At 43.0% G+C, this 26,079-nt stretch carries 18 protein-coding genes and 1 tRNA gene; 7 read left to right on the top strand and 12 right to left on the bottom strand.

The genetic code is table 11. The features are described 5' to 3' along the window. Window positions 1-83 precede the first annotated feature (83 nt). A tRNA-Pro gene (locus ACVBDU_RS02850) sits at window positions 84-156 on the top strand. Window positions 157-688: 532 nt separating this feature from the next. Here ACVBDU_RS02850 and ACVBDU_RS02845 read toward each other — a convergent pair. From ACVBDU_RS02845 to ACVBDU_RS02825, 5 genes are all read right to left on the bottom strand, one after another. Further along, complete coding sequence (locus tag ACVBDU_RS02845) at window positions 689-1,984, bottom strand: NPP1 family protein (RefSeq protein WP_447178269.1); 1,296 nt, start codon at window positions 1,982-1,984, stop codon at window positions 689-691. Between the two features lie 227 nt (window positions 1,985-2,211). Continuing rightward, window positions 2,212-2,757: an alpha/beta hydrolase gene (locus tag ACVBDU_RS02840; RefSeq protein WP_447178268.1), complete on the bottom strand. Its 546-nt coding sequence runs from the start codon at window positions 2,755-2,757 to the stop codon at window positions 2,212-2,214. 291 nt (window positions 2,758-3,048) lie between these two features. Further along, window positions 3,049-4,203, bottom strand: coding sequence for a nuclear transport factor 2 family protein (locus tag ACVBDU_RS02835; protein ID WP_447178267.1), 1,155 nt, complete (start codon window positions 4,201-4,203; stop codon window positions 3,049-3,051). 191 nt (window positions 4,204-4,394) lie between these two features. After that, the gene (locus tag ACVBDU_RS02830) at window positions 4,395-5,438 is read right to left on the bottom strand and encodes a helix-turn-helix domain-containing protein (protein WP_447178266.1); all 1,044 of its coding nucleotides are present in this window, start codon (window positions 5,436-5,438) and stop codon (window positions 4,395-4,397) included. 811 nt (window positions 5,439-6,249) lie between these two features. Next, window positions 6,250-7,242 carry an alpha/beta hydrolase gene (locus ACVBDU_RS02825; RefSeq protein WP_447178265.1) on the bottom strand — a complete coding sequence of 331 codons (993 nt, stop codon included), beginning with the start codon at window positions 7,240-7,242 and terminating at the stop codon, window positions 6,250-6,252. A 208-nt stretch (window positions 7,243-7,450) separates the two neighbouring features. On the opposite strand from ACVBDU_RS02825, the gene ACVBDU_RS02820 reads away from it, so the two are divergent. Together ACVBDU_RS02820 and arr are read left to right on the top strand one after the other, a co-directional pair. After that, window positions 7,451-7,924: a MarR family winged helix-turn-helix transcriptional regulator gene (locus ACVBDU_RS02820; RefSeq protein WP_447178264.1), complete on the top strand. Its 474-nt coding sequence runs from the start codon at window positions 7,451-7,453 to the stop codon at window positions 7,922-7,924. Between the two features lie 5 nt (window positions 7,925-7,929). Next, on the top strand, window positions 7,930-8,373 hold the full coding sequence (gene arr / locus ACVBDU_RS02815; protein ID WP_447178263.1) for an NAD(+)--rifampin ADP-ribosyltransferase: 444 nt from the start codon (window positions 7,930-7,932) through the stop codon (window positions 8,371-8,373). Between the two features lie 208 nt (window positions 8,374-8,581). Here arr and ACVBDU_RS02810 read toward each other — a convergent pair whose 3' ends face one another. Beyond that, entirely contained in the window at window positions 8,582-8,818 is a 237-nt protein-coding gene (locus ACVBDU_RS02810) for a hypothetical protein (protein WP_447178262.1), read from the bottom strand. Between the two features lie 1,035 nt (window positions 8,819-9,853). After that, a complete protein-coding gene (locus tag ACVBDU_RS02805) occupies window positions 9,854-11,167 on the bottom strand; it encodes a GH36-type glycosyl hydrolase domain-containing protein (protein WP_447178261.1) in 1,314 nt (437 codons plus the stop codon). Window positions 11,168-11,612: 445 nt separating this feature from the next. On the opposite strand from ACVBDU_RS02805, the gene ACVBDU_RS02800 reads away from it, so the two are divergent. After that, window positions 11,613-12,437, top strand: coding sequence for a 3-keto-disaccharide hydrolase (locus ACVBDU_RS02800; protein ID WP_447178260.1), 825 nt, complete (start codon window positions 11,613-11,615; stop codon window positions 12,435-12,437). Window positions 12,438-12,452: 15 nt separating this feature from the next. Further along, window positions 12,453-13,883: a Gfo/Idh/MocA family protein gene (locus tag ACVBDU_RS02795; RefSeq protein ID WP_447178259.1), complete on the top strand. Its 1,431-nt coding sequence runs from the start codon at window positions 12,453-12,455 to the stop codon at window positions 13,881-13,883. A gap of 581 nt (window positions 13,884-14,464) precedes the next feature. Here the strand turns inward: ACVBDU_RS02795 and ACVBDU_RS02790 are convergent. The 3 genes from ACVBDU_RS02790 to ACVBDU_RS02780 all read right to left on the bottom strand — a co-directional run bounded on the left by ACVBDU_RS02790 (window position 14,465) and on the right by ACVBDU_RS02780 (window position 20,730). Continuing rightward, on the bottom strand, window positions 14,465-16,063 hold the full coding sequence (locus tag ACVBDU_RS02790; RefSeq protein ID WP_447178258.1) for a RagB/SusD family nutrient uptake outer membrane protein: 1,599 nt from the start codon (window positions 16,061-16,063) through the stop codon (window positions 14,465-14,467). Between the two features lie 20 nt (window positions 16,064-16,083). After that, window positions 16,084-19,320 carry a SusC/RagA family TonB-linked outer membrane protein gene (locus ACVBDU_RS02785; protein ID WP_447178257.1) on the bottom strand — a complete coding sequence of 1,079 codons (3,237 nt, stop codon included), beginning with the start codon at window positions 19,318-19,320 and terminating at the stop codon, window positions 16,084-16,086. Window positions 19,321-19,569: 249 nt separating this feature from the next. Next, entirely contained in the window at window positions 19,570-20,730 is a 1,161-nt protein-coding gene (locus ACVBDU_RS02780) for a FecR family protein (protein ID WP_447178256.1), read from the bottom strand. Window positions 20,731-20,921: 191 nt separating this feature from the next. Between ACVBDU_RS02780 and ACVBDU_RS02775 the strand changes: the two genes are divergently transcribed. Next, a complete protein-coding gene (locus ACVBDU_RS02775; protein ID WP_447178255.1) occupies window positions 20,922-21,512 on the top strand; it encodes an RNA polymerase sigma factor in 591 nt (196 codons plus the stop codon). A gap of 77 nt (window positions 21,513-21,589) precedes the next feature. Then, on the top strand, window positions 21,590-21,961 hold the full coding sequence (locus ACVBDU_RS02770; protein WP_447178254.1) for a superinfection immunity protein: 372 nt from the start codon (window positions 21,590-21,592) through the stop codon (window positions 21,959-21,961). A 57-nt stretch (window positions 21,962-22,018) separates the two neighbouring features. Here the strand turns inward: ACVBDU_RS02770 and ACVBDU_RS02765 are convergent, their stop codons facing one another. Then, on the bottom strand, window positions 22,019-23,539 hold the full coding sequence (locus tag ACVBDU_RS02765) for a carboxypeptidase-like regulatory domain-containing protein (protein WP_447178253.1): 1,521 nt from the start codon (window positions 23,537-23,539) through the stop codon (window positions 22,019-22,021). A gap of 326 nt (window positions 23,540-23,865) precedes the next feature. Continuing rightward, on the bottom strand, window positions 23,866-26,064 hold the full coding sequence (locus tag ACVBDU_RS02760; protein WP_447178252.1) for a TonB-dependent siderophore receptor: 2,199 nt from the start codon (window positions 26,062-26,064) through the stop codon (window positions 23,866-23,868). Window positions 26,065-26,079: the final 15 nt, after the last annotated feature.

Raw genomic sequence — 26,079 nt, 5'->3', positions numbered from 1 at the left:
GTTTTCCACTTTATATTTTTTCTGTATATTCGCGCAGAATTAAAGAAAGCGTTCTTTATTTTGTTTTACAAACAAAGGGCTATCGGGGTGTGGCGCAGTTGGTAGCGTACACGCATGGGGTGCGTGTGGTCGCTGGTTCGAGTCCAGTCACCCCGACTTTTCAGTATCAAAAGCATTGTTAATCATTTGATTTTCAATGCTTTTTTTTGTTTTTACTAATAGCATTTGTATTCACCTGAATTCACTCCATATGGTGAACTAATCGGTGTGAATATTTGTTCTTCAGATTGTTGTATTTTCAGGAGGTTTTTAGTCGCGGTTTTACTCACTAAATCAGGTTTAAAATGCCCCGACGCCTGCCTACCGTCAGACAGGCTTGCGTCGAAAAGTAATCTATGGTTTCCGCCTCATGTCTCGCAGGCTTATCCCGAGGTAATTGACTTTTGGCTTTTTTATTGTTGATCCTTATCATTGAACTTAAAAAAATTACTTGAACAGGATGAAATCCGTTTACAGAAATATCCGGACTGGCAGAGAAGAAACCAGGCATTCTTTTCGGTAAATACCGAAAAATCCACTCAAATCAAAGTAATGATAAAAGGGTTAAAGAAAAGACGGCTACCGGGAATTTGTGTTATCGGAATACCGGATCCATTCTTTAACCCTTAAATCTTATATTTCAAGTTTATTAAAAACTTCGTTCTATCCTCCCCAACGCGGTATCTTTATAATCCCCCCGTGCACAGCCGTTGGTGCCAAATGGGTTATTTCCTTTGCAGGGGGCGAAGTTCCAGTAGTCCCTTGTTCTCCATAACGGGCTTTTACCAGGCCTTCCCCAGTTTACGTCTGCGCTGAGAATAGGATCGGAACAACGTAACTGGTAAAGGTTATTGGCTATATCTACTGTAATACCGGGATTGCGGTAATCAGCATAGTAAAGACAGCCTCCCATACCTCCGCTGTCGTGATAAGCCCCATGAGCTACTTTACCAACATATACTTCATCCCTGTTTGTGGTGAGGTTCTGGGTATACCATCCTCCATGCTGAAAAAAGGTAATGGTTGAGGGCGTCCAGGTATTTCGGTTGAACTGGATCACTACATGCTCCCAATCGTAATCGTGTCCGCCGGTATCTCCTATGCAATTGGGTTGCCGGGCATATGCCCACCAGTAATCGATAAATACTCTCCTACCGTCATCAGGACTGATCTGTACGTCAAAATAAGTGGTAAAACCGGTATTCCGATTCTCGATAATACTCCGGTCACTCAATACCAACTGCTGGCCACAGTCCCGGTTCGTAGAGGCATTCCAAATAACTTCAATATCATCGGGATAAGTAGAAGCGGCCTGGTCAAATTTTACATAAGGAGCGTAACGGGCCGCCCAACTCCGGGCTTCGGCCTCACTAACCCAGTTTTGAAAATTATCGGTACACCCGGTACACGTGGAAGCAGCTTCTACTTTAGCAATTCCATGCTTCTTTTCCACCGCAATACCGTCAATATACAATGTATCATCCAGCTTTTTTCCATTTTCCGTATCCAAACGGAGCGTAGCCTCATACTTACCGGATTCACCAGCTTTCAAGGTAACACTTCCACCGGTGATGCCTTCCGGTTTTCCATTGTCCGGAAGTACCATCCCGTAAGTGATACCGGGAACGTTTCCTTCGGGTTTACCGGTATAGAAATGATATGTCCCTTCGGCAAGCGTTCCGGGCCGGCCTGAAGAGAACTCAATAAACAAGGCGTTTTCCCCGTTTTTACCCGAAGCTATAAGCTTATATCCGCCAATCGAGTCACTATTGCTTTTAAGCATGGTGGTTTTCTCCAGGTTCAGAGCTATGTCTTCTCGTACTTCCTCCTGCCCGGTTTGGTTTACTTCACTTTGAAGTGAATCGGAATCCCCGCTACATCCGTACATTAATGTACAAAGAGCGAAGAACAGCATGATTTTTTTGATCTTCTTTTTGGTGTTCATAGAATTAAGATTTAGGGTTAAAAAAGTTCCCCTAAAGTACTTAAGTGTATCAAACACATCATTTAAAAAGTATTAATAAAAAGTTAAAAAAGTTAATCGGGATTCTTTTGTTTACAGAAATAGTTCACTCCTCCCGGATTTATACGCGGGTGTTCGAGGGAAAAATACATGAGGATATGCAGTTGTTGGAAGGGAAGTTAGTTTCCCTGTCCATAGGGCTTTGATTTTCATAACGCCCTAATGTCTTTTGCTATGAGCGATAGGTCATTATTAAGTTGATGTCCCCCACTGTTGATTTTGCGAACAGTGGCTTGCGGCAGATTTTGTATATAAAACTCGAGATGGTTTAACGGTACTACTTCGTCATCTTTGCATTGGTAGAGAAAAACCGGAATATCCTTTGGTATACTATCTGCAAATTTCTTCTGCAACATAATGCCTTGTTTCCAATCTTCGTCACCGCTCCAATACGGTGCAGCGATAAGAAAAAGTCCATCAATTTTTTTCTGTATCCGGTTTTCCGACAGATATTTCAAAAGCATGGAAGCGCCAAAAGAGTGTCCCGCCAAAATGATTTCTTCCTTAATCGATGAAATCTCTTGCCCGATTTGCTTAAGCCATCCGAAATCCGGAAGCGTGTCGTTAAAATGTATTTCAGGATTGTGCACCTCATAGGCATCTCCCAATTCCTTTCTAAGGGAATCTGCTAATTTAGTGTCTGCTTCATAACCGTCTTCACCTCCTCCGTGTATAAATAATATTTGTTTCCTCATTCTTATACTTGTTTTCAAACAGTTGTGTCCTTAAATGACCGCCAACACCCAAATATACACAATCTCGCTTATTTTTAGATTACAAAACCCGGTATATTCCGGAAGCTGTTACCAAACGGGTTCGTCCGGTTTTCCGTCAATAGTTATCTCAACATTTCTAAACACTATTAATCCCCTTTGTGCTTTGATACCTACTATGCTCAAAAGATAAAATAATAGCAATATTCTTTTCATTCGTGTAAAACTTACTGGCATTTGGTCTATATTCCTATCATCCGTTCCGATCGACTTTTAAAACTTCTGACTTCGGTTAGTTCCCCGGCCTGTTTTCCGTTTTAACTTCTCCATTATTTTTAGAGCAACATCTTTGGATGATAAATAGTTTTGACCGGTTACCAGGTTTTCCTGTACTTCTACGTGCGGAGAATTCCTTGGAGAAAACTTAAATGTTCCGCCTCTGTCTTCAATGGTCTTTTGAATATGAAAAGGGAATTGTTTGAAATAATCCGCATCCTGTTTTTCGTAGCCATCAGGATATCCACTGATCACTTTTCCATCTACCAGATACTTTCCATCTTTTGTTTTCAGGTTGACGATTCCCGCGGTTCCGTGACATACGGAAGAAATAATACCATTATACTCTTCAAAAATTGTCATGGATAGTTTTTGGATATGGCTGTTTTCAGGTACGCCATACATGGCGCTTCCTCCCCCGATATAATGAACGGCCTTGTACTGTTCGGGTTTTATTTCTTCCGGTTTATGTGTGTGTTTCAGGGCGTACATAAAGTCCGCATCGTACAAATATTTCTTGTGCAGCGAATCTGATGTATTAATATAGGCAAGCGGTATACTTCCTCCATCCGGACTCACAAAATCTACGGTGTACCCGCCTTCTTTAAAAGTGTTATAGGCGTTTACGATTTCCGAAAAACTATTTCCCGTCGGTATAGTGGAACGGCCATGATAATAGGCATTAGATACAATAAAAAGAATACGGTTTCCGGATCGACTGCTTTTCTCATTGCTGGCAGACTTGCTAATGATCTGCCACCCCTCCCCTGTTTTCTTTAACAGAAAAAGATCTACAAACCGCATTTTTCTTGCAGGGATTAAAATTTCAGCTTTTGCCGTGGCAATATCACCCGCAATGTCTATAGATAAAATCTCACCCGTTCTACCATTGAATGTACCCGGTTTCCCTCTAAAGAAAGTCATGTATTCTGCAGGAGTGATTATTTTAAACTCATTCCGGATGGTTAAATACAAAGTCGCATTTTCGGAAAATGCGCTTCCCAGCATATCCAACTTATTATACGAGCTACCTTCTATATAATTGTGAAGTGTTTTTTCTATTTCAATACGGTCTTTGTCATTGGTTTGAGAAATCCCGGTAAAAGAAGAAAAAAAGAATATTGTAACTACCCCAAAAAATAAATGTTTCATCTGTTTGCTTTTAGTTGTTTTTTATCGGTCAGATGGAACGTCCGAATTATGCATTGGTTTGGGTAAAGGAAAGCACAGGGACGTTTCATTTTGATCGATGTTTAAATTTCAGGCAAACATCTTTAAACAAAATGAAAATGGAGTATTAGATTATAATGGAGATGTACGGATTTATAAATCCGGATTAAAAACTAGGAAAATTGGCGTTTAAACTCCGCCGGGGTTTGCGAGACAAGTTTTTTGAAAGTATTGTAAAATGTGGATCTTGAGGAAAACCCAGCCTCAAAACCTATGGCCTCCAGTGTAAACTGATCGCTTTCCCGGATTAGTCTTTTCGCTTCTTCAATCCGGTATTCATTAATAAACAGAGCAAAGCTTTTCCCTAAGTTATCATTCAACAATTGGGACAGTTTGTGGGTTGAAATATTTACTTTTTCGGCTATGTCGTTTAATTTGATATTGGAATTTTTGTACAACTCTTCTTTTCGTATCACTTCGTTGAGGGCTTTTGTCAGCGCTTTGGCCTCAACTTCTTCTATCTTTTTAGACGCATATTTCTGGGGGATGTCCCGGAAAATGGTGTCCCTGTTTCTTTTGGACAGCAAAAAGAACAACAAGGCGTAAAACACAAACGAAAACGTCATTGTGCCTACAAAATAGAGATAAAAATACCCGATTATGTATGCCGTGAAAATGAGTCCGTTCCCTATATACACCCCGACCAACCACAACTCCTGGGTAGTACATTTTTCCTTTTTATTAAAGCATTTTTTAAGAATATTTTTTAAAACAAAACCGGAAATAAGCAAATAGATCCCCCAAACTATATAAATAAATAAGGCAAAATAATTGTTCCATAATTCTACATAAGTTGCACGGGGTTTTATAATCCCCGCGAAAAGTACAGCGATCAGTAAAATTCCGTAATGGATTTTCCAGGAACGCGGAACCGTTTTTATATTTTTAACCGAAGATTTCAAATAAAAATAGAGGGAAACCCCAATCAAAAAACAGGCAGAAAGTCCTATTTGTATATAAAGCGGGTTTCGGTGTTCCGTAAAAAGGGAATATACCGATTTCCCTATCCGCAAACTCAGCATTAATACCAACAACCCGAAAAAGAAATTCTGAATCCGTTTTTCTTTGGCAAAAAATAAAAGATATAAACTCACCAGAAACCCGTTAAAGACTCCGAGGGAACCAAAGAAAAATAAAACCGGATTATCAAACATCATTTTTAATAAAGTTTAGGTTGTACAGTACAACTACCTTTCAAAATTAAATATATAAACCAAAAGTCAAAATTATTGGTATTATATTAGGACTCATCCAACCCCAGGGCAAACGCATTAAAAAAACTATAATTGCAACGTTTAATGGTTACAGGTTCCAAGTTTGCAGGTTACAGGTTTCCGGTGCCAGTTCTCGGTTTTCCGATCGCCGATATTTATATTTCACCTCTAACCCGTCCCTTTCCTGAGTTTATCGAAGGGCTCAGGAGCTATAAATAAATATACAACCTGGAACTTGTAACAAAAAAATAATACCTCCAACTCCATCCTGATATATATTGGGACTCCTCAACCCCGAACTGTAACACTGTTACCGCTTACGGATTACTAATTACTGTTCCTCTCTTATATAATGCGTTTACCCTGCATCTAACCCGAAGCAGTTTGTTTTGTGAAATTTTCCTGTTTTCATACTTATTTAACTTGAGTTTAAATTTATATCATACAGAATAACAGATGGTTATCTTAATCCCTGTCAGGTCGAGCGTAGTCGAGACCTCTTTGAGAGACCATTCGAACCAAAAAACCCCTCGACTTTAGTTCCTGCCCGTCCGGCAGGCGGGTATCCTGAGTATGCCGAAGGGCTCGGGCCGACAGATACGTCATTATTAATTTATGCGGTTGCCAAAACGTTACTTCTCGAGGTAACAGCACTATTTTGACTCAAGCAGCTTATAACCAGCATATTTAGTCTTGTCTTAAATAAAATTCACGTTATTTAAAAACAACCAGGAAACGGTTTACAACATCGGAACTATTTCGATTCTAAAAATAATTGAACTTCGTCATAGAGCGCAAAACGATTTTTTTCCAGATGCAAAACATGAGTCCCCCTATCTATTACCACATACCTTTTTGAAGGTGTATTCTCCATTTGTCCAAACAGTTTTTCCGCATCATCAAAACTAAAAGCCGTATCCCATTCTCCCCTAATCAGTAAGGTTGAATTATTAATCTTACGAGGGTCAAAAAAACAGTTTCCATTCCAGCAATCGAACAAATCAATTTCCCATGCAGACGGATACCTGACCGAAAAAGGACTTCGGTTTTTTGAAGTGGGGTCGCTGTCCAGCCATTTGCTTTTCCATTTTTTAAGCACGTCATCTTCCAGGGTTATATCCTGACCTTTGGGTATTCTGCTAATAAATTGTTCTACTCTTTCTCCTGGTGTTAAATCTTTATACGACACTTTGGTTTTATCCCATTTGGTTGTTCCGTTTCTTTGTGTGAATGGAGCAAACAAAACGAGTTTATTTATTTTTTCGGGAAATAATGTTGCATAATGCCCGGATACTGTTGCCCCCCAGGAATGCCCGATAAGGTTAATTTTGGAAACGCCCGGCTCCGTTAAAATATAATTGATGGCTATATCCATATCTTTTACAACTTCTTCTCCCCTGCCAATACTTTCATTATCTGTATTCTTACCGGACATATAATCATACCTATCAGATTTTCCGTAACCCAAAAAGTCCATAGCATATACATCATACCCCGCATCTGCTAAATTGTCCATCCATGAAATTTCATTCATGCGAAATCCGAAAGCCAGTTCAGAAGGGAAAGACGCCCCGTGAATGAAGAGAACAGCTTCTCCCAGTTTTTTACGTTCTGGTTTCAGATGTGATAAACTGATTCTCTTCCCTTTTATTCTGCTTTCTATTTTAATGTCAACAGGTTTGTTATTTTTCATGGAGCTACAAGATACGATTGCCAATAAACCAAATAAATATGCTATTTTCTTCATGTAAATAAATTTTTCCTGTAAAGGTAATCCAGCAAAAAAGGGATTAGTTCATCACAAAATGAAATATGAGATTGCCATTATTCCCAATTGTAACTTTGCAGGACTAATATAATTTGTCTGTCCCTGACAGTTTGTATCCATGTATACTGTCGGGAAATGAATTTTTATTTATCTTTGTGACTAAGATAATTAATTACAAAGACAAATAATGACCGACGACAAGATCATTGCCCTAAGAAAACTGAGTCAGCAATATGCATATGTCTCCATTCAGATGCACGAAACTATCGCCCGGAAAGCCGGTTTTTCCGGTACTGATCACAAATATTTAGGTTTTTTTCTGCAAAAAGGTAAGCTGACAGCAGGCGAACTTGCGGATTTAACGGGATTAACAACAGGTGCCGTCACAGGTTTGATAGACAGGTTTGAGAAAAAAAATCTCGTGAAAAGGCAGTTCGATAAAAGCGACAGGCGCAAGGTAATCATTGTACCCGATCCGGAAAAGATAATGGCCCTCCTGGAACCGTTTTACAAGGAATTTCAGATGGAAACCGAAAAGCTGATCGCGTCATTTTCAAATGAAGATTTACAAACAATGGAAACCTACTTCCGGAAGGCCATAGCGTTAATGAACAAAACAAAAACAAATTTCACCAATAAGAAACTCTCCTCTAAAATTTAAAAAAGATGAAACAAAGCGATAAAGATCACACTACAGGGGCTGCGAAAAATGTAACTTCACAAAAGTTCTATCATGGCACAAAGGTGGATATGAAGCAGGGAGATCTGATAAAACCCGGATACCGGTCCAACTACGGTAAAAGGAAGAATGCGAAATACATTTACCTGACCGCTACCCTGGATGCTGCCATCTGGGGTGCCGAGCTTGCTCAGGGAGAAGGACGCGAAAGAATTTATATCGTAGAGCCGACCGGGCCTATGGAAGACGACCCCAATCTGACGGACAAGAAGTTTCCCGGCAATCCGACAAAATCATACCGCTCTTTGCATCCCTTTATGATCATTGGCGAAATTACGGATTGGCAGGGACATTCCCAGGAACAACTCAAAACCATGAAAGAACACCTTGAAAAACTGAAACAACAGGGTATTGAAGCTATTGATGAGTAAGAATTATCTGATCATTTAAACAACGCTCAATAGTTTCATTCGCGTCCACTTAAAAAATTTCTATTTTCAAACATTTACATTCTTTGAAGTAATTGTCATATGTCCCCATAAACCACTTTTTATAGGTGTTTTGCCCGATAGGAAACCCCTGAAATTGATAATGTTTCGCAGGTTAAACGCCCCGGTTTCAGGTCATGTCCTATGACTATTAAGCCATAAGGAATACCTGCGGATGAAATATGCCTCTTACGGTATAGCAAATATCCCCCACCGGGCAATCCACGTTCGGGAACACCCCCGGGCTGCCACCGGCAGCAGCTTTGTAAACCCGGTACCTGAAGGGATAACACTGCCCGACAGGCGACACCACTGCCGGCTTCCCGGCAGGTTGAGGTTTGGTGACTTCCCTGTAAAGGTATGCCTGGCTTTGCCGTCGTACCGACATATCCTATTCCCGGCCGGATGGTCCGGAGCCTGTTTTCGTCATTTAAGGGAACGGGTAGACGCCGAACCGGCTTGGGTTTGCCGCATACCCATCCTCTTAAGGCATAAGCATAACCCGGTTAACTGCTTAAGTAATTGTGTATAAAATCACAAGCAACCCGGTTAGCGATCAAAGGAACTACGTATGCCGCAAACATAACCCGGTGAGCCGCTTAAGCAAATGCGTATGTATTCACAAACAACCCGGTAAGCAGTCAACAGAACCGCGTATGCGGTAAACCGGATCCCTTACACCGCGAACGCAACCCGGTAAGCCGCTTAAGCAATTGCGCATGAATTCGCAAACAACCCGGTAAGCGGTCAACGGAACCGTATATGCGGCAAACCGAATCCCCTGTGATTTTATACCCATTTCCTTACGCCGTAAACCTAACGCAGTTAGCCGCTTAAGCAGTTGCGTGTGAAATCACAAGCAACCCGGTAAGCGGTTAAAGGGAACAGGGAAACCGCATAGCGGACTCCTTCCCGCATATACACAATCCCTTAAATGGCCGTTTTCCGGGCTTTAAATCAGAAAAAAATGTGCTGATCGACTACCCCGGTCTTCTGAAGATATGCGGAGGTACCCGCTGGTGCAGCAAGGGAAGGTGCCGTGAATACCAAGCCAACGGTCATCCCGGAAAAAAGTGTTGAAAGTTATGTATGACAAGGGTTCAAAGAACATGGATTCATTTTTGGCGGACACTAATGCATCTAATAACTCATAACCAAAAAAACAGCTAAATTTACCCACGGGTCTCCCTTTTCATTTTATTGGTCTCAATTTTAGGTTTAAAACCCTGCTCCCTATCCTAATCCCGATATCGGGATTATTGCAGAAACTTTAGTTTCTATATCTTTTTCGCTATTACCTGGTTAATAGACTACTAAGTTATCACATATTGACCAAATAGCCTAATAACCATGGTAATTTCTCCCCCGGGCGGGCGGGCAAGATTGCCTTTCCAAACCTCCGGACTTGCGGTCCGGGAGTGGTTTAGTCATTCCCCCGAAGCAACTGAATAACATCAAACAAAACACCTGCCGATCCTTTAAAAGTCGCGGAACCTTTAGGCTCGTTATCTACAGAATACCACTCGTAGAAACCCTTGTTTTTAATCACCCTGTCGATCATCGGGCGGAGTTGCTCACGGGCTTCTTTTTCATAACCGTTTTCAATCAATACCTTAATCATTCTTCCGCCAAACCAGGTCCAGTCTCCCCCGTTCTGATAACCATAAGGAGACATGCCTCGGTTTTTAAAATAGCCTTCCGGGTAAGGCGGGTATAACGTTAACCCAATACTCGCTGCCCCGGATTTTTTAACGTTGTCTGTCATTTTTTGCAGAGAGATCTTTATCTCTTCTTTGGAGAGCAACCCCGCCTCTATGGCTACGGCGGTACCCCCGTGATAATAAATCTCGTTTTCATCAAAATCCGGGGGAAAAGGAGAATCATCGGTATACAGGTGTGGTATGAATTTATGGCGGGAATCATCCCATAAATATTTCATGGTATTTTCAGCTATCCTATTTCTTACCGGCTTCCACTTTTGCTGCAACGAAGGAGCCATGTCCATCAAATTATCCAGGGCAATAAGAAACATAGCATTATCATAAATATCAATAGCATAATGAGTGTCTTCCGTTATATACACTCCCCATTCGTGTTCCGGCTGAACATCACCCCAATCTGCCGTAGTTGCACCGTATATCAGTCCGTATTTTTCATTGAACCTCTTTTCCAGCAAAAACCGCATGGCCATTTCCATACGCGATTCCATACTCTTGCCTCCTATCTTTTCCTGTAAAAAATGAGTGTCCCCCGTAGATTTTATATACTTGTATACGGCCTGTACCAGCGAAGTCTCCTGGTCGGTCTCTACCGTATTTTTATGCCCCGCGTAATTTTCCTCCAGGTCCGTATACACATACTCGTATCCTCCCTCCGAAGCTTTGGCTTTTTGTTTGGGGATAAATCCGTCTACGATATTACCGTCGCTTCCCTGCAACCGGAAAAACACGCTCAGGTTTTCTTTAAGCAATTCCTTCGTATGAACATGCGCTGCAAGATTGATAAAAGTATTATAATCCCGTATCCAGACCTCCTGGTATCCTGCACCGGCATTAAAGCCATCTTTTATCACCTCAAGAGCCATCCGTCTTACGGTATCCAGGGAAGAATCTTCTTTTATAACCGCTGTTTCGGGTAACCCGGTTTCATTTTTAGTATGCTCCTTTCCGGAACGGCCACAGGCAAAACACAAAATGACAAGAAATGCCGCACCGGCAGTTTTCGGTTTAATCTTCATAATTAAAAGTTCATATGTTTAAACATATGGCAAGATATAAAAAAATAGGGATTAATTCTTCTACGGAAAACGGCGACAGAGAGAAGATCTACCTCTAAAAGACTCACAATGATAATCCCATTATCCATATATCTGTGGCTAAATTTATGGAGATTTAAGTAGCTGCAATAAAATTATACGATTTTAACCGCTAACCTGATCCTAAAAACAGGGAGTCAAATAAACTATTTTTTTATATCTTGTACGCAATCCTGTGTGCCGCTTCGGCATCCCCTGTTGAATTCATTCCGGAAGGGATTATATGGTCTCTACGGAAGATTGCAGGGAGCAAACAGGTGTCGGGAGGGACAAACTGATTTTTTGATCAAATTATGCAAAAAGTAATTTTTGCCATATACTAAAAAACGAACATTAACCTAAAATGCAATATCTATTCAAAATGAAGATGAAAACGAAAAACCGGGTAAGGCAGTTTGCCCTGCTATCCCTTGCTGTTATGGCTTTTTCCTGTAAAACCGATACGGATAAAAAAACATCTCCGGAAAAGGTTACCGACGAAAAGGCAACACAGAAAAACCAATCCAAAGGTTCCGAATGGGTCTATCTTTTTGACGGTACCACTACCAAAGGCTGGCGCGGATATAACATGGACTCCCTGCCCCCTGGCTGGACCATAAAAGACAGCACCCTTACCTTTGATACCGAACTCGGCCTGGAACAGAATTACGAAGGCGGAAAAGATATTATTTACGGGGCCGAAGAGTTCGATAATTTTGAGCTTTACCTGGAATGGAAGCTTCCCGAAGGAGGAAACAGCGGCATTTTTTACCATGTAAAGGAAGGATATGACGGGCCGCCTGTGGTATCACCGGAATATCAACTTATTGACGATGAAAATTATGCCAGTATCCACGACCTTACCGCGTACAATACCAGTCTGGGCTATACCGAAAAACCGGAAGAACTGAAGCCCTTGCAGCAAACCGGGGCCGACTATGCCATGCACCCCCCTGCTGCGGATAAGATACTGCACCCGGTCGGGGAATGGAACAGTTCCAGGATTGTGTTTACCCCGGAAAAGGTAGAACACTGGCTGAACGGGCAACTGGTCCTATCCTTCGTTCCCTGGGATGAAGCGTGGTACGAAAAGAAAAACTCCGATAAATGGAAGAACAGCCCGGATTACGGAAAGTTCAAAACCGGGTACATTGCCCTTCAGGACCATTCCAGTCCTATCTGGTTCCGGAACATAAAGATTAAAAAATTATAACCTGCCATACCAATTATGAACAAACGCGAATTTTTAAAAACAACCGGAGCCGGGGCCCTGGGAGTTATGCTGGCCCCTTCTCTGTTGCATGCTTCCAGGAGCGGAAACCGTTTACGAACCGCCCATATCGGGGTAGGAAACATGGGAAATGAAGACCTGAAGGCTATTTCCTCTCACCCGGCGGTAGATGTAGTTGCCCTGTGCGATGTGGATGCCATCTACCTGTCCCAGGCACACAAACTTCACCCTAAAGCCCGTGTGTTTTTCGATTACCGGGCCATGCTGGAGGAAATGGGAGATCAAATCGATGCGGTAATCGTATCCACACCCGATCATACGCACGCTCCGGCATCCATGCTGGCCATGCAGATGAGTAAACCCGTCTACTGCCAGAAACCACTCACCCATTATGTATCGGAATCCCGGTCCATGAAAAAACTGGCCTCCGAAAAAGGACTGGTGACCCAAATGGGCATCCAGGTGCATTCCTTTTACGATTACAAACTGGCTACGCTTCTGATTCAATCCGGTATTATCGGAAAAGTGCATACTGTACACGCCTGGTCCCCGAAAAACTGGGGATATGACGGCGCTCCCCCGGAGGGCAAAGATCCTGTCCCCTCGCAATTGGACTGGAACCTCTGGCTGGGAACCTCTCCCATGAGACCGTATAAAGATGGAGTATACCACCCGGGGAACTGGAGAAAGCTTATGGATTACGGCTGTGGCACTCTGGGCGATATGGGTGTACACATTTTTGATACCCCATACAACGCCCTGCAACTGGATGTACCGGAAACAATAATGACCGAATGCAGGCCTTCCAACGGGTTCGGTTACCCGGAACACAATACGGTGACCTATGAGTTTCCGGCTACCAAGTATACGGCAAAGTCCCTGAAATGGATATGGTATGACGGTGAAGGCGCCCCGGCAATGCACGAAGACCTCGTATTGCCGGGCATGGAAACCGAAAAGGATAAAAAGAAACAGGATAAGAATGCCGGAGTTAAGGATAAAATATCGCTGGATGCCAAGGTAGCGGGCGAAAATGAGTTGCCGGAACAGGGAGCCATGTTTGTCGGGGAAAAAGGCCGCTTGTTATTGCCACACTTTATGCAATTGCCCAGAAAAATAGTAAAAGGAAAGTATGTAGATATTTCCAAAGAAATCGCAAAGCTTTCCAAAGAACACAACCTGGGGGAACCCGTCCGGAATTACGAAACCGAAGGCCCCAAACACTATCACCAGTTTGTCGATGCCTGTTTGGGCAAAGGAGAATGCTCCGCACCCTTCGATTATGCCGCGCGACTGACGGAAACCATTCTTTTAGGAACCATTGCAGGTCGCTTCCCCGGTGAGACTTTACACTGGGATGCCGAAAATGCCAGGTTCAAAGAGGATAAAGCCAATAAATACCTGGCCGGGGATTACAGGAAGTTTTAAACTACAGTATGATTACAAACCGGAACTGTTTTAAATTCTTCTCCCTGAAACAGGCTACATGCAGCACCTTCATGTAAGCGGGATAAGGCAAAATATCAGGGCGGGTGAAAGACCTTCACCCGCCCTGTGGTTTATATAAACCTTATTGAGTTATACACATAGACACTATTTGTATTAGTCTCATAAACAGATAGTTAAATATTTGTATACGCATAAAATGAATAGGCATTTCAAAAGAACCTGACTTTGTGGGCTTTGTGAAAAACTTTGAGCCCTTTGTGGTTTTCCCTGGCACGGGTCTTATTTTATCACAGAGATTTCACAAAGTAGGCACAGACCTGCCTGCATAGGCAGGGTTGCACAAAGTATTGTAGAGAAATTAAATGTATAACTCAAAAACCTTATTTTTCTTTTAAGACAGGCAATTATCCCAGGTATTCTGTATGGCAAAGTAATATTTCCATACTATGAAACGGAAAACCGGAAAGAAAAAATGAAAACCGCCCTGTCTTTTCGGACAGAGACGGTTTTCTACTAACTAACTCAGCTTTGTATTTTTTTTATTTCGGACAAAAGTCCCGTTAATACCCGGAATTTTGCTTTAAATTCTTGTTTACCCTCAAACTGGTTTCATGGAAAGGCCATAGATAATTAAAGGATTTAAAGGAACGGTCTTCTATTTTCAGGGAAGTCTTTTTTCCGTCTGCCATTCTGGTATGCCCGAGGGCCGGCAGGGTTAAAACATTTTCGGCAATACGCCACCGGATAATATCGTTATACCGTTGCCCTTCACCGGCAAATTCCACCCTTCGTTCATTCCGTATCAGGTCTATCCACTGCTGCTGATTGTAAGCACTGTAAACGGGTAAGGTAACATCGGCCTCTGTCATATCCAGTCCTGCCCTTTCCCTGACTTTATTAATACATTCCCTGGCAAGGTTATCTATGTTGTTGGTCATGATCTTTGCTTCGGCATAAGTAAGCAGTACCTCCGCGTAACGCAGGAGACCGTATTCCATATTTCCGTCCCGGAAGGCATCGGCTTCCGATACAAATTTCCGGAACCAATAACCGGATTTACTCGCCCGTTGATTTTCGTAAAACATGGGGTTATTGGGATTGTAGACCTCAATGGTTTCCCCGTAAAACTCATCCCCGGGCCCCATAATACTCGCCTCATAACGAGGATCACGATTAAGCCTGGGGTCCAGTTCGTATTCTTCTCTGGTATGCAACGGACAATCTTCAATAGGGCGTCCCTGGAGGGTCCAGTACGAATCGACCAGCGATTTCAGCGGAACACAATACGATTGTCCGTTACCTGTACGGAAATGCGGACCGAGGTCCCGGAAAGAATATGTGGTACTTCCGCTATGGCTCTCCTCATCCAGGTGCACAATAAATTCATTGTTGTCCGAATCTGCTTCGTATTGAAAAAGGTCCCTGTACACGGGGTGCAAACTGTATTTACCACTTTCCATGATGTCCCTGGCCAGTTCTGCGGCAAGTTCATACCGTTCATCGTACAACGCATAACGCATAATCAACGCTTTAAAGGAATATTGATTGAACATATATTTGTTGGTGGTATACTCGTCCGACGGCAGTTTTTCCGCTATTTCCAAAGCCATCGGAAACAGGGAATCCAGTATTTCCTTTTTGGGAGTCGCGGGTAAAGTGGCGTCTTCCAACTCCGCAGGTTCCAGGAGAAACGGCACATCTCCCCAATGAAAGGTGAGCCGGAAATAATGCCATATACGTAACCCTTTCAGTATATTTTCATACCGTGTACGAATGGATTCGTCTTCTACATAGGGTACATCTATATTATCGATATAGGTATTTAGCCGGCCAATGTGTTTCATATAAATGGTGTAGTAATACTCAAACGCACGGGTGTTGCTGTTTATATTACCATTGGCAATACGCAGGTGATGATCATTTTCGCTTCGGGCATAGGCGTTATCGGACCTTCCGTCCATCATATAGAACAAAAGCCTCCGGTCTCCATGATTTGTAAATACATCATAATAACTACTGTAGGTCACTCTCCTCAGATCATCTTCATCTATAAAAAACTCCTGGAAAGTGGTTGCTGTGGGATCGGTCTTGTCCAGGAACGATTCGCACCCGGATAAAAAGACAGATATAAAAACACTGATTATGGCTATTCTTTTCATTTTCTGTATGCTTAAAACGGTTATAATATGGTAAATCTGAGTCCTATACTGTACGTTGCCATCCGGGGATAGCTTCCGTTCCCCCCGTCTCTTTCCGGGTCTAGTCCTTCCCACCTGGTAAAGGTAAGAGCGTCCTGGGCATTGAGATATACCCGGAAGTTCCGGATATTTTTTCCTATGTTGGGAATGGTATATCCCAATTGCAGGGTTTTTACCCGGAAATAAGCCGCATTGCTCAGCCATACGTCACTGAGTACCGCATTAGAGCTTGCTCCTGTCCACACTCTCGGAAACCTGCTGTCCGGGTTGTCCGGTGTCCAGCGATTGTCCATATAATAGGTTCTCGGTGTTCCGAGGTTGTTGTCCCCGCCATCCATTAATACCGGGAACCCTTCCATACCGTTCAATCTCCCCAAACGCCGGCCTACGCCCTGCCCCAGCATACTGAAGTCCCACCTGCGGTAATGCAGGTCCAGGGTAACGGAATAATTAAGATGTGGAAAAGGATCCCCCAGATCCACCTTGTCCAGGTCGTTGATAATCCCGTCGCCGTTCCGGTCTACGTATTTAATATCGCCGGGAATGGTATTCGGTAATTTTGCTTCGGTAGCGTCCACGTCTTCCTGATTTTGAAAGTACCCGTTACTCTCATAACCGTAGTAATTGTCTATAGCAATACCCGGGTACCATATTTTGTCGGGATTCTCCTTAAAAATAAGGCTGTCGGATTTGGAATACCCGGCTTTTAATACCTTGTTTTTATTGTCAAAAAGCATAGCTCCCACACTATAGGAAAAATCGCCTATCTGATCGTTCCACCTGGCAGAGAGTTCCCATCCCTTGTTCTCTACCTCTCCTATGTTTACCGCGGCTTCCAGCGAATTGGAACCTGTGAGGGGCGGAACGGTAACCCTGGAATAGATCAGGTCATAGGAATGTTTGCTGTACACTTCGGCCGTAAGGTTCAGCCGGTTGTTTAACACGGTAAGATCAAGACCGATATTTCCCTGTTTCTGCTTTTCCCAGGTAAAATTCGGATTTGGCACTCTCATGGTCCACCCCCATTCGTTAACGACTTCCTGCCACAGATAGGGATCTACATTTTCGTTACCTATAAGGCCGTAAGACAATCTCAACTTGAGGTTATTCACTATTCCCTTATCTTTCCATCCCACCATAAACTTTTCGTTGTGAACGTTCCATGCCAATGCCCCCGACGGAAAGAATCCCCAACGGTGACCCGGAGCAAATTTGCTGCTTCCGTCCGTACGGCCGGTTATCTCAAGTATATAGCGATTGTCAAAGGAATAGTTTAATTTACTGAAAAAAGAAGCTTTACTGACTTCCCTGTAATCGGTAAAATTATATGTCATGATCTCGGAACCTGCGATGAAATACAATTTGTCCCTGTTGTTCCGGAGATCCTTTTCGTAATTAAGGTTTGCCCTTGCCGTTATCTGGCTGACACTTACCCCTTGTTCGGCATTAACACTGTTTGCCCAGGTTGCGGCCGGTTTACCGTCCCCGTCAAAAAACTTGAAGGTCGACCGTTTTTCTTTCCAGGCCGATTTATTGATCATATAAGATACATTGCCGTTGAGAGACAGGTTTTCGGTTATAAAGTAAGTGGGTCTCAGGTTTATGGTACTCCTGTCGTACATATTGTTTCGCAACCCTCCGTGTTTGATAGAAGCTACAGGATTCAGGTTATTGTACAATATGTAATGTTCGGGCAGGTCGGAATCGTAAAAAATATCCTGGGTAGGATTCATTTTCCAGGCATCCCTGTACAAACCGTGCCCGTCGTTATTAACCATGAGCCGGTCTACCTGTAATCGGTGGGCATAAAAATCGGCCATTAATACGAATTTGTCATCTATATTGATGTTGGTGTTGAAACGGGCACTGAATTTCTCGCTTCCTTCACTGTTGTTCAATCCTTTGTCAGTTATATATCCCAGCATAAGGTTGAACGTCCCCACGCCGCCTCCACCGGATATACTTGCGGAGGTATTATGGGAAAAAGCGCTGCGTTCCATCACTTCGTCCAGCCAGTCGGTATCCGCATATTCTCCCCGGTCAGCAAGCCCGATCTGCTCTTCGGTAAAGAGCGGTGTTTGTCCCTGCATGTTCCTCGCCTCGTTGTTCAGGCGCATATAGTCTGCAGAACCGACAAAATCCGGAAGGTCAATAGGGTCGCTCATGGCGGTCCAGGTATGTATATCCACTTTAAACTGGTCTGTTACCCCCCGTTTCGTTTCTATGATTATAACCCCGTTTGCCCCGCGGGAACCGTATAGCGAAGCGGAAGCGGCATCTTTCAGTACGCTTATGCTCTTTACCTGGTTAGGGTCTATATCTGTTAGAGACTGTTCCATACCGTCTACAATTACCAAAGGGGCTTCATTCTGAAGGGTACTGATCCCGCGAATGGAAATATTGCCCGGTACCGACCCCGGTAAATTGTTCGACTGTTGCATGGTAACCCCGGGAAGGGTTCCGCTGAAAGCTTCCTGCAATTTAAAAATGGGACGGTACACCGCACGATCCATATTCATTTCCGCAACAGATGAGGCTACGTGTTCTTTTTTTATGGTGTTGTAGCCTGTTACTACCACTTCATCCAGTTTCGTGTTTTCTTCCGGCAGTGTAATATCTATCTCGGTCCGGCCTCCCGTAGGTACTTCTTTGTTTTGAAATCCTACCATACTGAAAATAAGGGTGGATTCTCCGCGGACAGAAAGCTGGTAATACCCGTTCTCATCGGTATTGGTCCCGATATTGGTTCCCTTGACCAGTACGGTGACCCCGAAAAGCGGCATTCCGTTCTCATCGGTTACGATACCGTGTACCGGGTCCTGCTGATATCCCCAATTATGGGATACTTTCGTCCTGCGATTGGCGGTAATGACTATCTGTTCTTTAACGACCTTATACGCCGTACCGGTATTTTCAAAAAGTTCTTTCAGTACTTCCCCGAGTTGTTTATCTTCTGCTACTACAGACAGGAGTCTTTGGGTATCTATGTCCTCGAGATTATAAAAAAACTTGTATGCTGTCTGTGCTTCTATGGCTTCGAAGACTTTTTCCAGGGGTTCGTTTTCCAGGTGGAGGTTTACTTTTACCTTTTGTCCATAGGAGGTAAATGCCTGGAGCTGAAAAAGGGAAAGAACCATGAGCAGAACAGTAATCTTCATTTTCAGATCAAATTTTGGAGGATAAAAACGGATACTGCGTATCCCTAAAAGATTTTTCATACTTTTATGTTTTGGTGGTGGTACATTGCTTACAATCACTAAAAATTCCGAACGGGGAATGTGACGGCATTTCCCGTTCTTTTATACTTTAAAGTGATATTTTAATAATCCGGTAAGTTTGTGGTGTTGTCTTACTTCAGACCGGTGGTCCGGTAGAAACTGTTTTCATAATTATCTGTTTTTAATATTTGGTGTTTTAAATTGTTACAGGGAATATCCACATGTGTTTTACAACATTGGAGATATACTCTATTTGTTTTCTTCAGGCCTGTCTATAATAATAATGTTATTGTGTATGCGATAGCTGAACAAACGGCTTTCGGTAAAAGTCCGTAGTACCTGTTCTATGGTTTCATTATCAAAGGTGGCCTTATACCTGCCCTCATTCAATTCCGTATAATTGTTCCGGATGGTAACGTTATATTTCCTCTCCAGTATTTTCAGTACATCTTTAAAGGCTTTATTATAAAAAATAGTCTTACCGTCCATCCATGCCGTATAGTCGTTAACATTCACCCCGTGTGTGGAGAACTGCCCGGTATCGTTCCCCAGGCTTCCCATTTCCCCGGGACACAGGGCTACGGGATTTTGCACCGTATCCGGGTTTTGTTTTCCATAAAGCGCTACCCCGCCTTTTTTTAATACTACAAAGGCATCTTTATCCTCCTGGTATGCCGTGACATTGAACTCCGTTCCGGTAACTTTAACATCCATTTTACCGGTGTGGACCAGAAAAGGTACTTGCCGGTTTTCGGCAATCCGGAAATAAGCTTCGCCGTCCAGAAAAACATCCCTGGATACTTCCCCGAATCTCACCGGAAAACGCAGCGAAGTCCCCGCATTCATATGTACTATAGTGCCGTCGGACAGCTTTAGCTTAAAAGTTTTGCCGTAAGGTACCCGGAGCACGTTAAAATCCGTTTCCGCCATGTTACCATCTGCCTCGTAATACAGTGTATCTCCTCTCTGGGCTATAACGGCTTTGTTTCCCGTACTTTTTATCCGGTGATCATCACCCGGAATAATGGTTTGTATATTTCCGTCTTCCAGCTGCAGGGTGATCTTCTCATCCGGAATTACCAATTGTTCTTTACCCGGAGACCAATGGATATACAAAAAATAACTGCTCGCCAGGAACAAAATAAAAACAGCGGCATAACGCTGTAAATAACGAAAATGAAACATATGGTTTTTTTCTTCCTCCTGTACCCTGCCATTTATCTTTTTATAGGAAGTCTCCGCATCAAAGCTGTGCAAAGAGCTCAAAATAAGGTGACGGAGCTGCACTTCCTTTTTCAGAAATTCCCGACCTCCCGGAGTCTCTATCCATGCTATGAGTTCTTCCTCTTCTCCGGGTAACAGTTTGTCTTCGAGAAATTTTTCTATGAGGTGATCCGGTTTGTCTTTCATAAAAAACTATATTGTCATTTTTGGAGTCCCGCAAATTCTTTTGGTGGGTACCTGCACACATTTTTATGCTTTTCTATATAGTGTTACGCGGATTTCACAAAAATCCCCTACGTTATTATCACTTTTTTTTGGAAAAGTTTTGTCCTATTTATAATTTACAACCTTTTAAACTGAAGAAACACCAAATAATCATGGAGTATTTTCCGGAGAACGAAATAAAATTCATTGCGGAAATACGATCCGGCAGCGAAGCCGCCTATCGATCCGTTTACCTCCATTTTTATGAACGGTTGTGTATTTATATTCTCAACTTCACGCCCAACAGGGAAATCGCGGAAGATGTAGTCCAGGAAGTATTTCTGAAATTGTGGAATAACCGGAAAGGACTAAAACCCGGAGGTTCGCTCGGCGGATATCTGTACACACTCACCTATAATGAATATATCGACATTTACCGCAAAAATGTAAAACAGAACAGGGAACTGGAACTCCTTCGTCTCCAAAGCCTTTCCGAGCTGCTCCAGGATAATGATGATGCATTCCAGGAAAAACTGGAGCAGGTAAAGAAAATTATAGACGAACTACCTCCCCGTTGCCGGGAGATTTTTATTCTTAACAAACAACAGGGACTTCGTCATAAGGAAATAGCTGCGCAACTCCATATTTCGGTAAAAACCGTCGAAAATCAGGTAGCCAAAGCCATGTCACTGCTTCGCAAGAAAATAGCTGCCGAAACATCGGTGTTATTGTTTCTGATTAAAAAAATTTATAAGGACAGTTAATGAGACAAATCATTCTGCCGGAATTCAATACGGGAATTGCTTATATTTGTATGTTAACCACCACAACATCATAGCTTATGACCCTGTTTCTACAACCCGAAACCCCGAATGGCAAATTCGGTGTACTTATTTTTATCGTACTGATAATCCTGGGATGCGTATTTTATTTTCTTCCTACCATCATAGCCATATTAAGTGGAAAAAACAATGCTGTAGCCATAGGGGCATTGAATTTTTTTCTGGGATGGACATTACTGGGCTGGGTTGTTTCATTGGTATGGAGCCTTTCCAGTGAGTCAAAAAATCAACGGATTATTATTAATCCACAATCTCCGGCAAAAAGCGAAGACAGTTTTGACAAATTAAGTAAATTAAAAAAGCTTCTCGATGAAAATGCTATAACCAGGGAAGAGTATGAATCGGAAAAACGTAAAATCCTGGGAAATTGAGGTTTGTTTCGGTAATAATCTTTTCTTTTGACTTCAACTAATCTAATGTAAAATCTCTTAATCCCCGACACTCCTAAACTCCTTAATAGCCTTATTCGGTTCTATAATGTTATACCCTTTCCAAAAATCGGGATCGTATTCGGATAAGTATTGCGGTACTACATCCGGTTCCTCCGTATAACTGTCATATTCCGATGTATCTATAGTAGTATTATCGAAAACGATCATTTCCGATTTATCAGTGCCCCGCATGATAAGATGTACATCACCGGCAACCTCATTCTGCTTCCGCCGGCCTTTTACGTTTTTGTTCTTTTCAATGATCTTTACAGGTCTTTTCAACCCTACCTTTTGCCCGGTTTCTTCCTCCGCATACTTAAGCGCATACCTGTTCCTGCCGTCTTTCTCGTATATAAGGGTGCCTTTATGCATGTATTTATTCAGGGAAATCCCGAAAAGTTTGAAATTGCGAAGCAGTCCCACATTTTCATAATCGACCCTGATTACGGCAAAATCATCCGCATTTACATATAAGGTCCCGGAATAATCGGCATTCCGTTTCGGCTGGAAAGATATACGGTAAACAACATAGTTGTGAAGTGTTATTATACCTTCCAGTTTAAACTCGTACTTGCGGCTTTTATGAATAAAATCCAGGTCCGATTTTTTAAAGATAAAACTACGGCGTTGCAGCCCGGTAAGTAATCGTTTCTCATACTGCAGAAAACGCTTTTTACGCTCCTCCTCCTCTTTTTCCCGTTCCCCGATAAGCTGCTCCGCTACTTTCGTCTCGTCATCCCCGAAAAAGGAAGAATCTATTTCGGTTTTAGTACCGATAAGTCCCGATTTGAGTTTAAAATACGAATCCCGCTTCACACGCGCCCGGATAATATGCTGCAAGCGCTCCGTAAGGGTTTTTACAGACATTTCATTATTTTTGTCGTATAAATGCGAGGCTTTGATGATATGCAGCTTGGAACCGGATTTTTCAGGAGCCATATCCCCGTAAAATTCTCCGAGGATCTCGGAATGGATAGAGTTGTAATCCGGGATCGCGTGCATTAAACTATCTACAAAGGACTGATTAAACTCGGGGATAGTGCTTTTTTTCAAAGTGGTTTCCTTCTTATCTATATAGATGTAATCGGATTTTCTGAAAAACAGTTTTTGTTTCAGCAGGTCAAAATCGTAATTCTTTTCCAGGCTGTCTTTCACGTGTTCCATGATCTCCTCTGCCGTATAGTTTTTATTCAGGAGGACTACTTCATCCAATTCGAGTGCCTTGGGTGCCAGAACGATCAACGGGTCTTTAAACCTGGCCAGCGAAAAAACCTTTTCTCCATATCCCAGGCAACTGATATACAAAGAGTCATTCACCTTCGCGTCATTTTTCAGATGAAGTGTGAAATCACCGGATTCCGAACTTATTACCCCGATTTCATTATTGATGGAAACAGTAGCGAACGGTACCGGCTTTTTATTTGTGCTGTCTATAATTTTTGCAGTAACGGACTGTTGGGCAATAGCATGGGAAAAACCATATAAAAAAAGGAAAAACGACAGGTAAAAAGATCTCATAGGGATTGTTTTGGCCTGAAATTAAGGTATTTCCCCAAAAGTTGCATCTACTTTAATAATTTATTGAGAAGATTTTACAGGTAATTAACATTAGAGTACCACGGATGGTCTCTAAAAGCGTTAGAATCGTGTACTTTGGTGCTTACGGTATCTAGGATTGCTTTAGTTTCTAAGAAGTTATATTGTGCGGATACACGGATTGATAATAAAGCTCTCCTGTATTCCGCCAATAACCTTATAACTCATTAACTAAACCACTCCTATGGACTTGAAGTCCATAGGAGTGGTTTAGTGTTACAGGGATTTTGTCCGGACTGTAGGCCTGGCTAAAACCTTATTCCCGCGGATAGTTGTACATTAAACGGTTCACCGTCTATATAAAAATATTCCGGTTCCCCCGTGATATAACTATTAAAAATATCCCCGGATGCCATATAGCGTTTTCCTGTAAGATTATCGGCAAGCAGACGGACAAAATATTTGTCTTTGGTAAAATTGATCCCGGCATCCACCTTGGTAAAATCCGGAATGTACTGGTGGGGTTCCGATGTGCTTCGCTTTACTTGTGTTACCTGTCCCAAACTAAACCCGATCCGGGCATTGTTTTTCATGGGAATGGTGTATTGCAGCCAGGTGTTGAATATCTGCTGCGGGGCCTGCGGCAGCTCTTTTCCTATCAGATCGGGGTCCTGGTCTTCGGTAATCCGCGCATGTACATATGTATAATTGGCGGATACCGACAGCCTGTCCGTAATGTTTCCCAGTATATCCACTTCTATACCACTGCTGGTTACTTCTCCTATCTCCTTTACAAAACCGGGTAATTCCAGGTTGGCCACCAGTACGTTGGTCTTTACGGTATAAAACCCGTTTAGCGAGGTACTCAGGCGAGAACCGAACCAGTTTTTCTTTACCCCCAGTTCCAGGTCATTGCCCCGTTGCGGGTCTACCGCCCTCGAAGAAGTTACTTCCCCGGTTCCGGGATCGGTTGCCGTGGCAACCAGTCCGCTTTGAGGGATAAAAGATTGGTCATACAGGAAAAATATCGAGGTAGAAGGGTTTGCACTAAAAGTAAGGCCTGCCCGTGGTGTCAGGGCTTTCTGGTCAAATTCCTGCCATTCTCCCGGTCCGGCAGCCGTAACATTTCTTCGCTTATTGGTGTACCAGGTATAGCGTGCCCCCAGGGACAAAAGCCATTTTTTATGTAAGCGGATATTGTCGTAAGCATAAAGCGACTTCAGGTAAGTATTATTTTCTATTCTCACCAGGCGTGTTGTCTCCCGGACGGAATCCTTGTCCACACGGTTCCGGTAAGTATACCTGTTATAAGGAAAATCATACTTCCCCCTGTGCAGGGCCAGGGAATCTTTGCTACTGGTAAAATCTCCGCCCACCAGTATGTCGTGTTCCACGGTTCCCGTACGGAAACTGCCGTTAGCAAACAGTTGGCTGTTCCATGTAGTCCCGCTCCCCATGGTTAAACTGGATTTGCGATCCACATCCCCGTTCTCATCGAAATCCACTATACTTCCGTTCTTTGTCATGTACCAGGTCTCGTAAGGGGCGGCCAGGTAGGAACTCTGCGAGGTGATCTGCCATTGATCGTTGAATTTATGATGAAAAAAAAGCCGAACCGTTTCGTTCTTGGCATAACTGAGCGGCAATCCCGGGGCGGCACTGTAATTTTTGGATACGGGTCCTTTTAATTTTTCCGATTCGCTGCGGACTTTAGCCAGGTACGCCCCGTTCCCGGCATTTCCCCTTATGTAATTGTACTCTGCAAGTATAAAAGTGTTCGGGCTGAAGTTGTATTGCAATACCGGGGCCACCACAAACTTATCGGTACGTAGAAAATCCAGGTAAGAGTCTTTGTGCTGGTAAGCGGCGTTAAAACGATAAGAAAAACCTTTGTCCTGCATCTCGCTTCCGATATCCACCGCGGCCCTGTACAGGTTAAAACTCCCCAGCATGACCCTGGCTTCCCTGATTTTTTTGCCGGGTGTTTTGGTAACGATATTCACAGATCCTCCGGGCTCTCCCGTAGAATTCAGAAAACCTGCCGGCCCTTTTACGACTTCTATATTCTCCATTATGGCCTCATCGTCAATGGATGCCCCGTAACTAAAACGGCGTGACATTCCGTTCAATGTGGTAAATCCTTTAAATCCTCTGATCTGCATTGCCGCCGACTGATCGAAAGGCGTACTGTTATAACTGAAATATACACCGCTGGCATTGCGGGCAACATCTTTTAACTCCAGTGCTCCCTGTTGCTGTAACAGTTCGGAAGATATATTCACTATATTTTGGGGAATCAGTATTAAGGGTTGCCGGATCTTTAACGTGCGGGAAACACTGTCCCTTTTCATACGTAATATCTTCGCCCCGACAACATCTACCTCATCCAGATAGTGGACATCTGTCTGTATGCTGTCCGCCGGCTGAGATACGGGTTTTTCCTGTGCGGATGCCAGGTAAGAAAGCCCCAGGGAACAGGAAATAAATGCGTAATGTCTTATATTCATTTTTTTTACGGTTTA

The organism is Sinomicrobium endophyticum (assembly GCF_052983315.1).
This window is presented reverse-complemented; position numbering and strand designations above follow the sequence as displayed.

Coding starts and splice junctions, on each gene's coding strand:
- ACVBDU_RS02810 (WP_447178262.1), bottom strand. CDS start 8,818: ATGTCGGTACGACGGCAAAGCCAGGCATACCTTTACAGGGAAGTCACC.
- ACVBDU_RS02800 (WP_447178260.1), top strand. CDS start 11,613: ATGAAAACGAAAAACCGGGTAAGGCAGTTTGCCCTGCTATCCCTTGCT.
- ACVBDU_RS02840 (WP_447178268.1), bottom strand. CDS start 2,757: ATGAGGAAACAAATATTATTTATACACGGAGGAGGTGAAGACGGTTAT.
- ACVBDU_RS02795 (WP_447178259.1), top strand. CDS start 12,453: ATGAACAAACGCGAATTTTTAAAAACAACCGGAGCCGGGGCCCTGGGA.
- ACVBDU_RS02770 (WP_447178254.1), top strand. CDS start 21,590: ATGACCCTGTTTCTACAACCCGAAACCCCGAATGGCAAATTCGGTGTA.
- ACVBDU_RS02820 (WP_447178264.1), top strand. CDS start 7,451: ATGACCGACGACAAGATCATTGCCCTAAGAAAACTGAGTCAGCAATAT.
- ACVBDU_RS02805 (WP_447178261.1), bottom strand. CDS start 11,167: ATGAAGATTAAACCGAAAACTGCCGGTGCGGCATTTCTTGTCATTTTG.
- ACVBDU_RS02830 (WP_447178266.1), bottom strand. CDS start 5,438: ATGATGTTTGATAATCCGGTTTTATTTTTCTTTGGTTCCCTCGGAGTC.
- ACVBDU_RS02785 (WP_447178257.1), bottom strand. CDS start 19,320: ATGAAAAATCTTTTAGGGATACGCAGTATCCGTTTTTATCCTCCAAAA.
- ACVBDU_RS02760 (WP_447178252.1), bottom strand. CDS start 26,064: ATGAATATAAGACATTACGCATTTATTTCCTGTTCCCTGGGGCTTTCT.
- arr (WP_447178263.1), top strand. CDS start 7,930: ATGAAACAAAGCGATAAAGATCACACTACAGGGGCTGCGAAAAATGTA.
- ACVBDU_RS02765 (WP_447178253.1), bottom strand. CDS start 23,539: ATGAGATCTTTTTACCTGTCGTTTTTCCTTTTTTTATATGGTTTTTCC.
- ACVBDU_RS02790 (WP_447178258.1), bottom strand. CDS start 16,063: ATGAAAAGAATAGCCATAATCAGTGTTTTTATATCTGTCTTTTTATCC.
- ACVBDU_RS02775 (WP_447178255.1), top strand. CDS start 20,922: ATGGAGTATTTTCCGGAGAACGAAATAAAATTCATTGCGGAAATACGA.
- ACVBDU_RS02835 (WP_447178267.1), bottom strand. CDS start 4,203: ATGAAACATTTATTTTTTGGGGTAGTTACAATATTCTTTTTTTCTTCT.
- ACVBDU_RS02780 (WP_447178256.1), bottom strand. CDS start 20,730: ATGAAAGACAAACCGGATCACCTCATAGAAAAATTTCTCGAAGACAAA.
- ACVBDU_RS02845 (WP_447178269.1), bottom strand. CDS start 1,984: ATGAACACCAAAAAGAAGATCAAAAAAATCATGCTGTTCTTCGCTCTT.
- ACVBDU_RS02825 (WP_447178265.1), bottom strand. CDS start 7,242: ATGAAGAAAATAGCATATTTATTTGGTTTATTGGCAATCGTATCTTGT.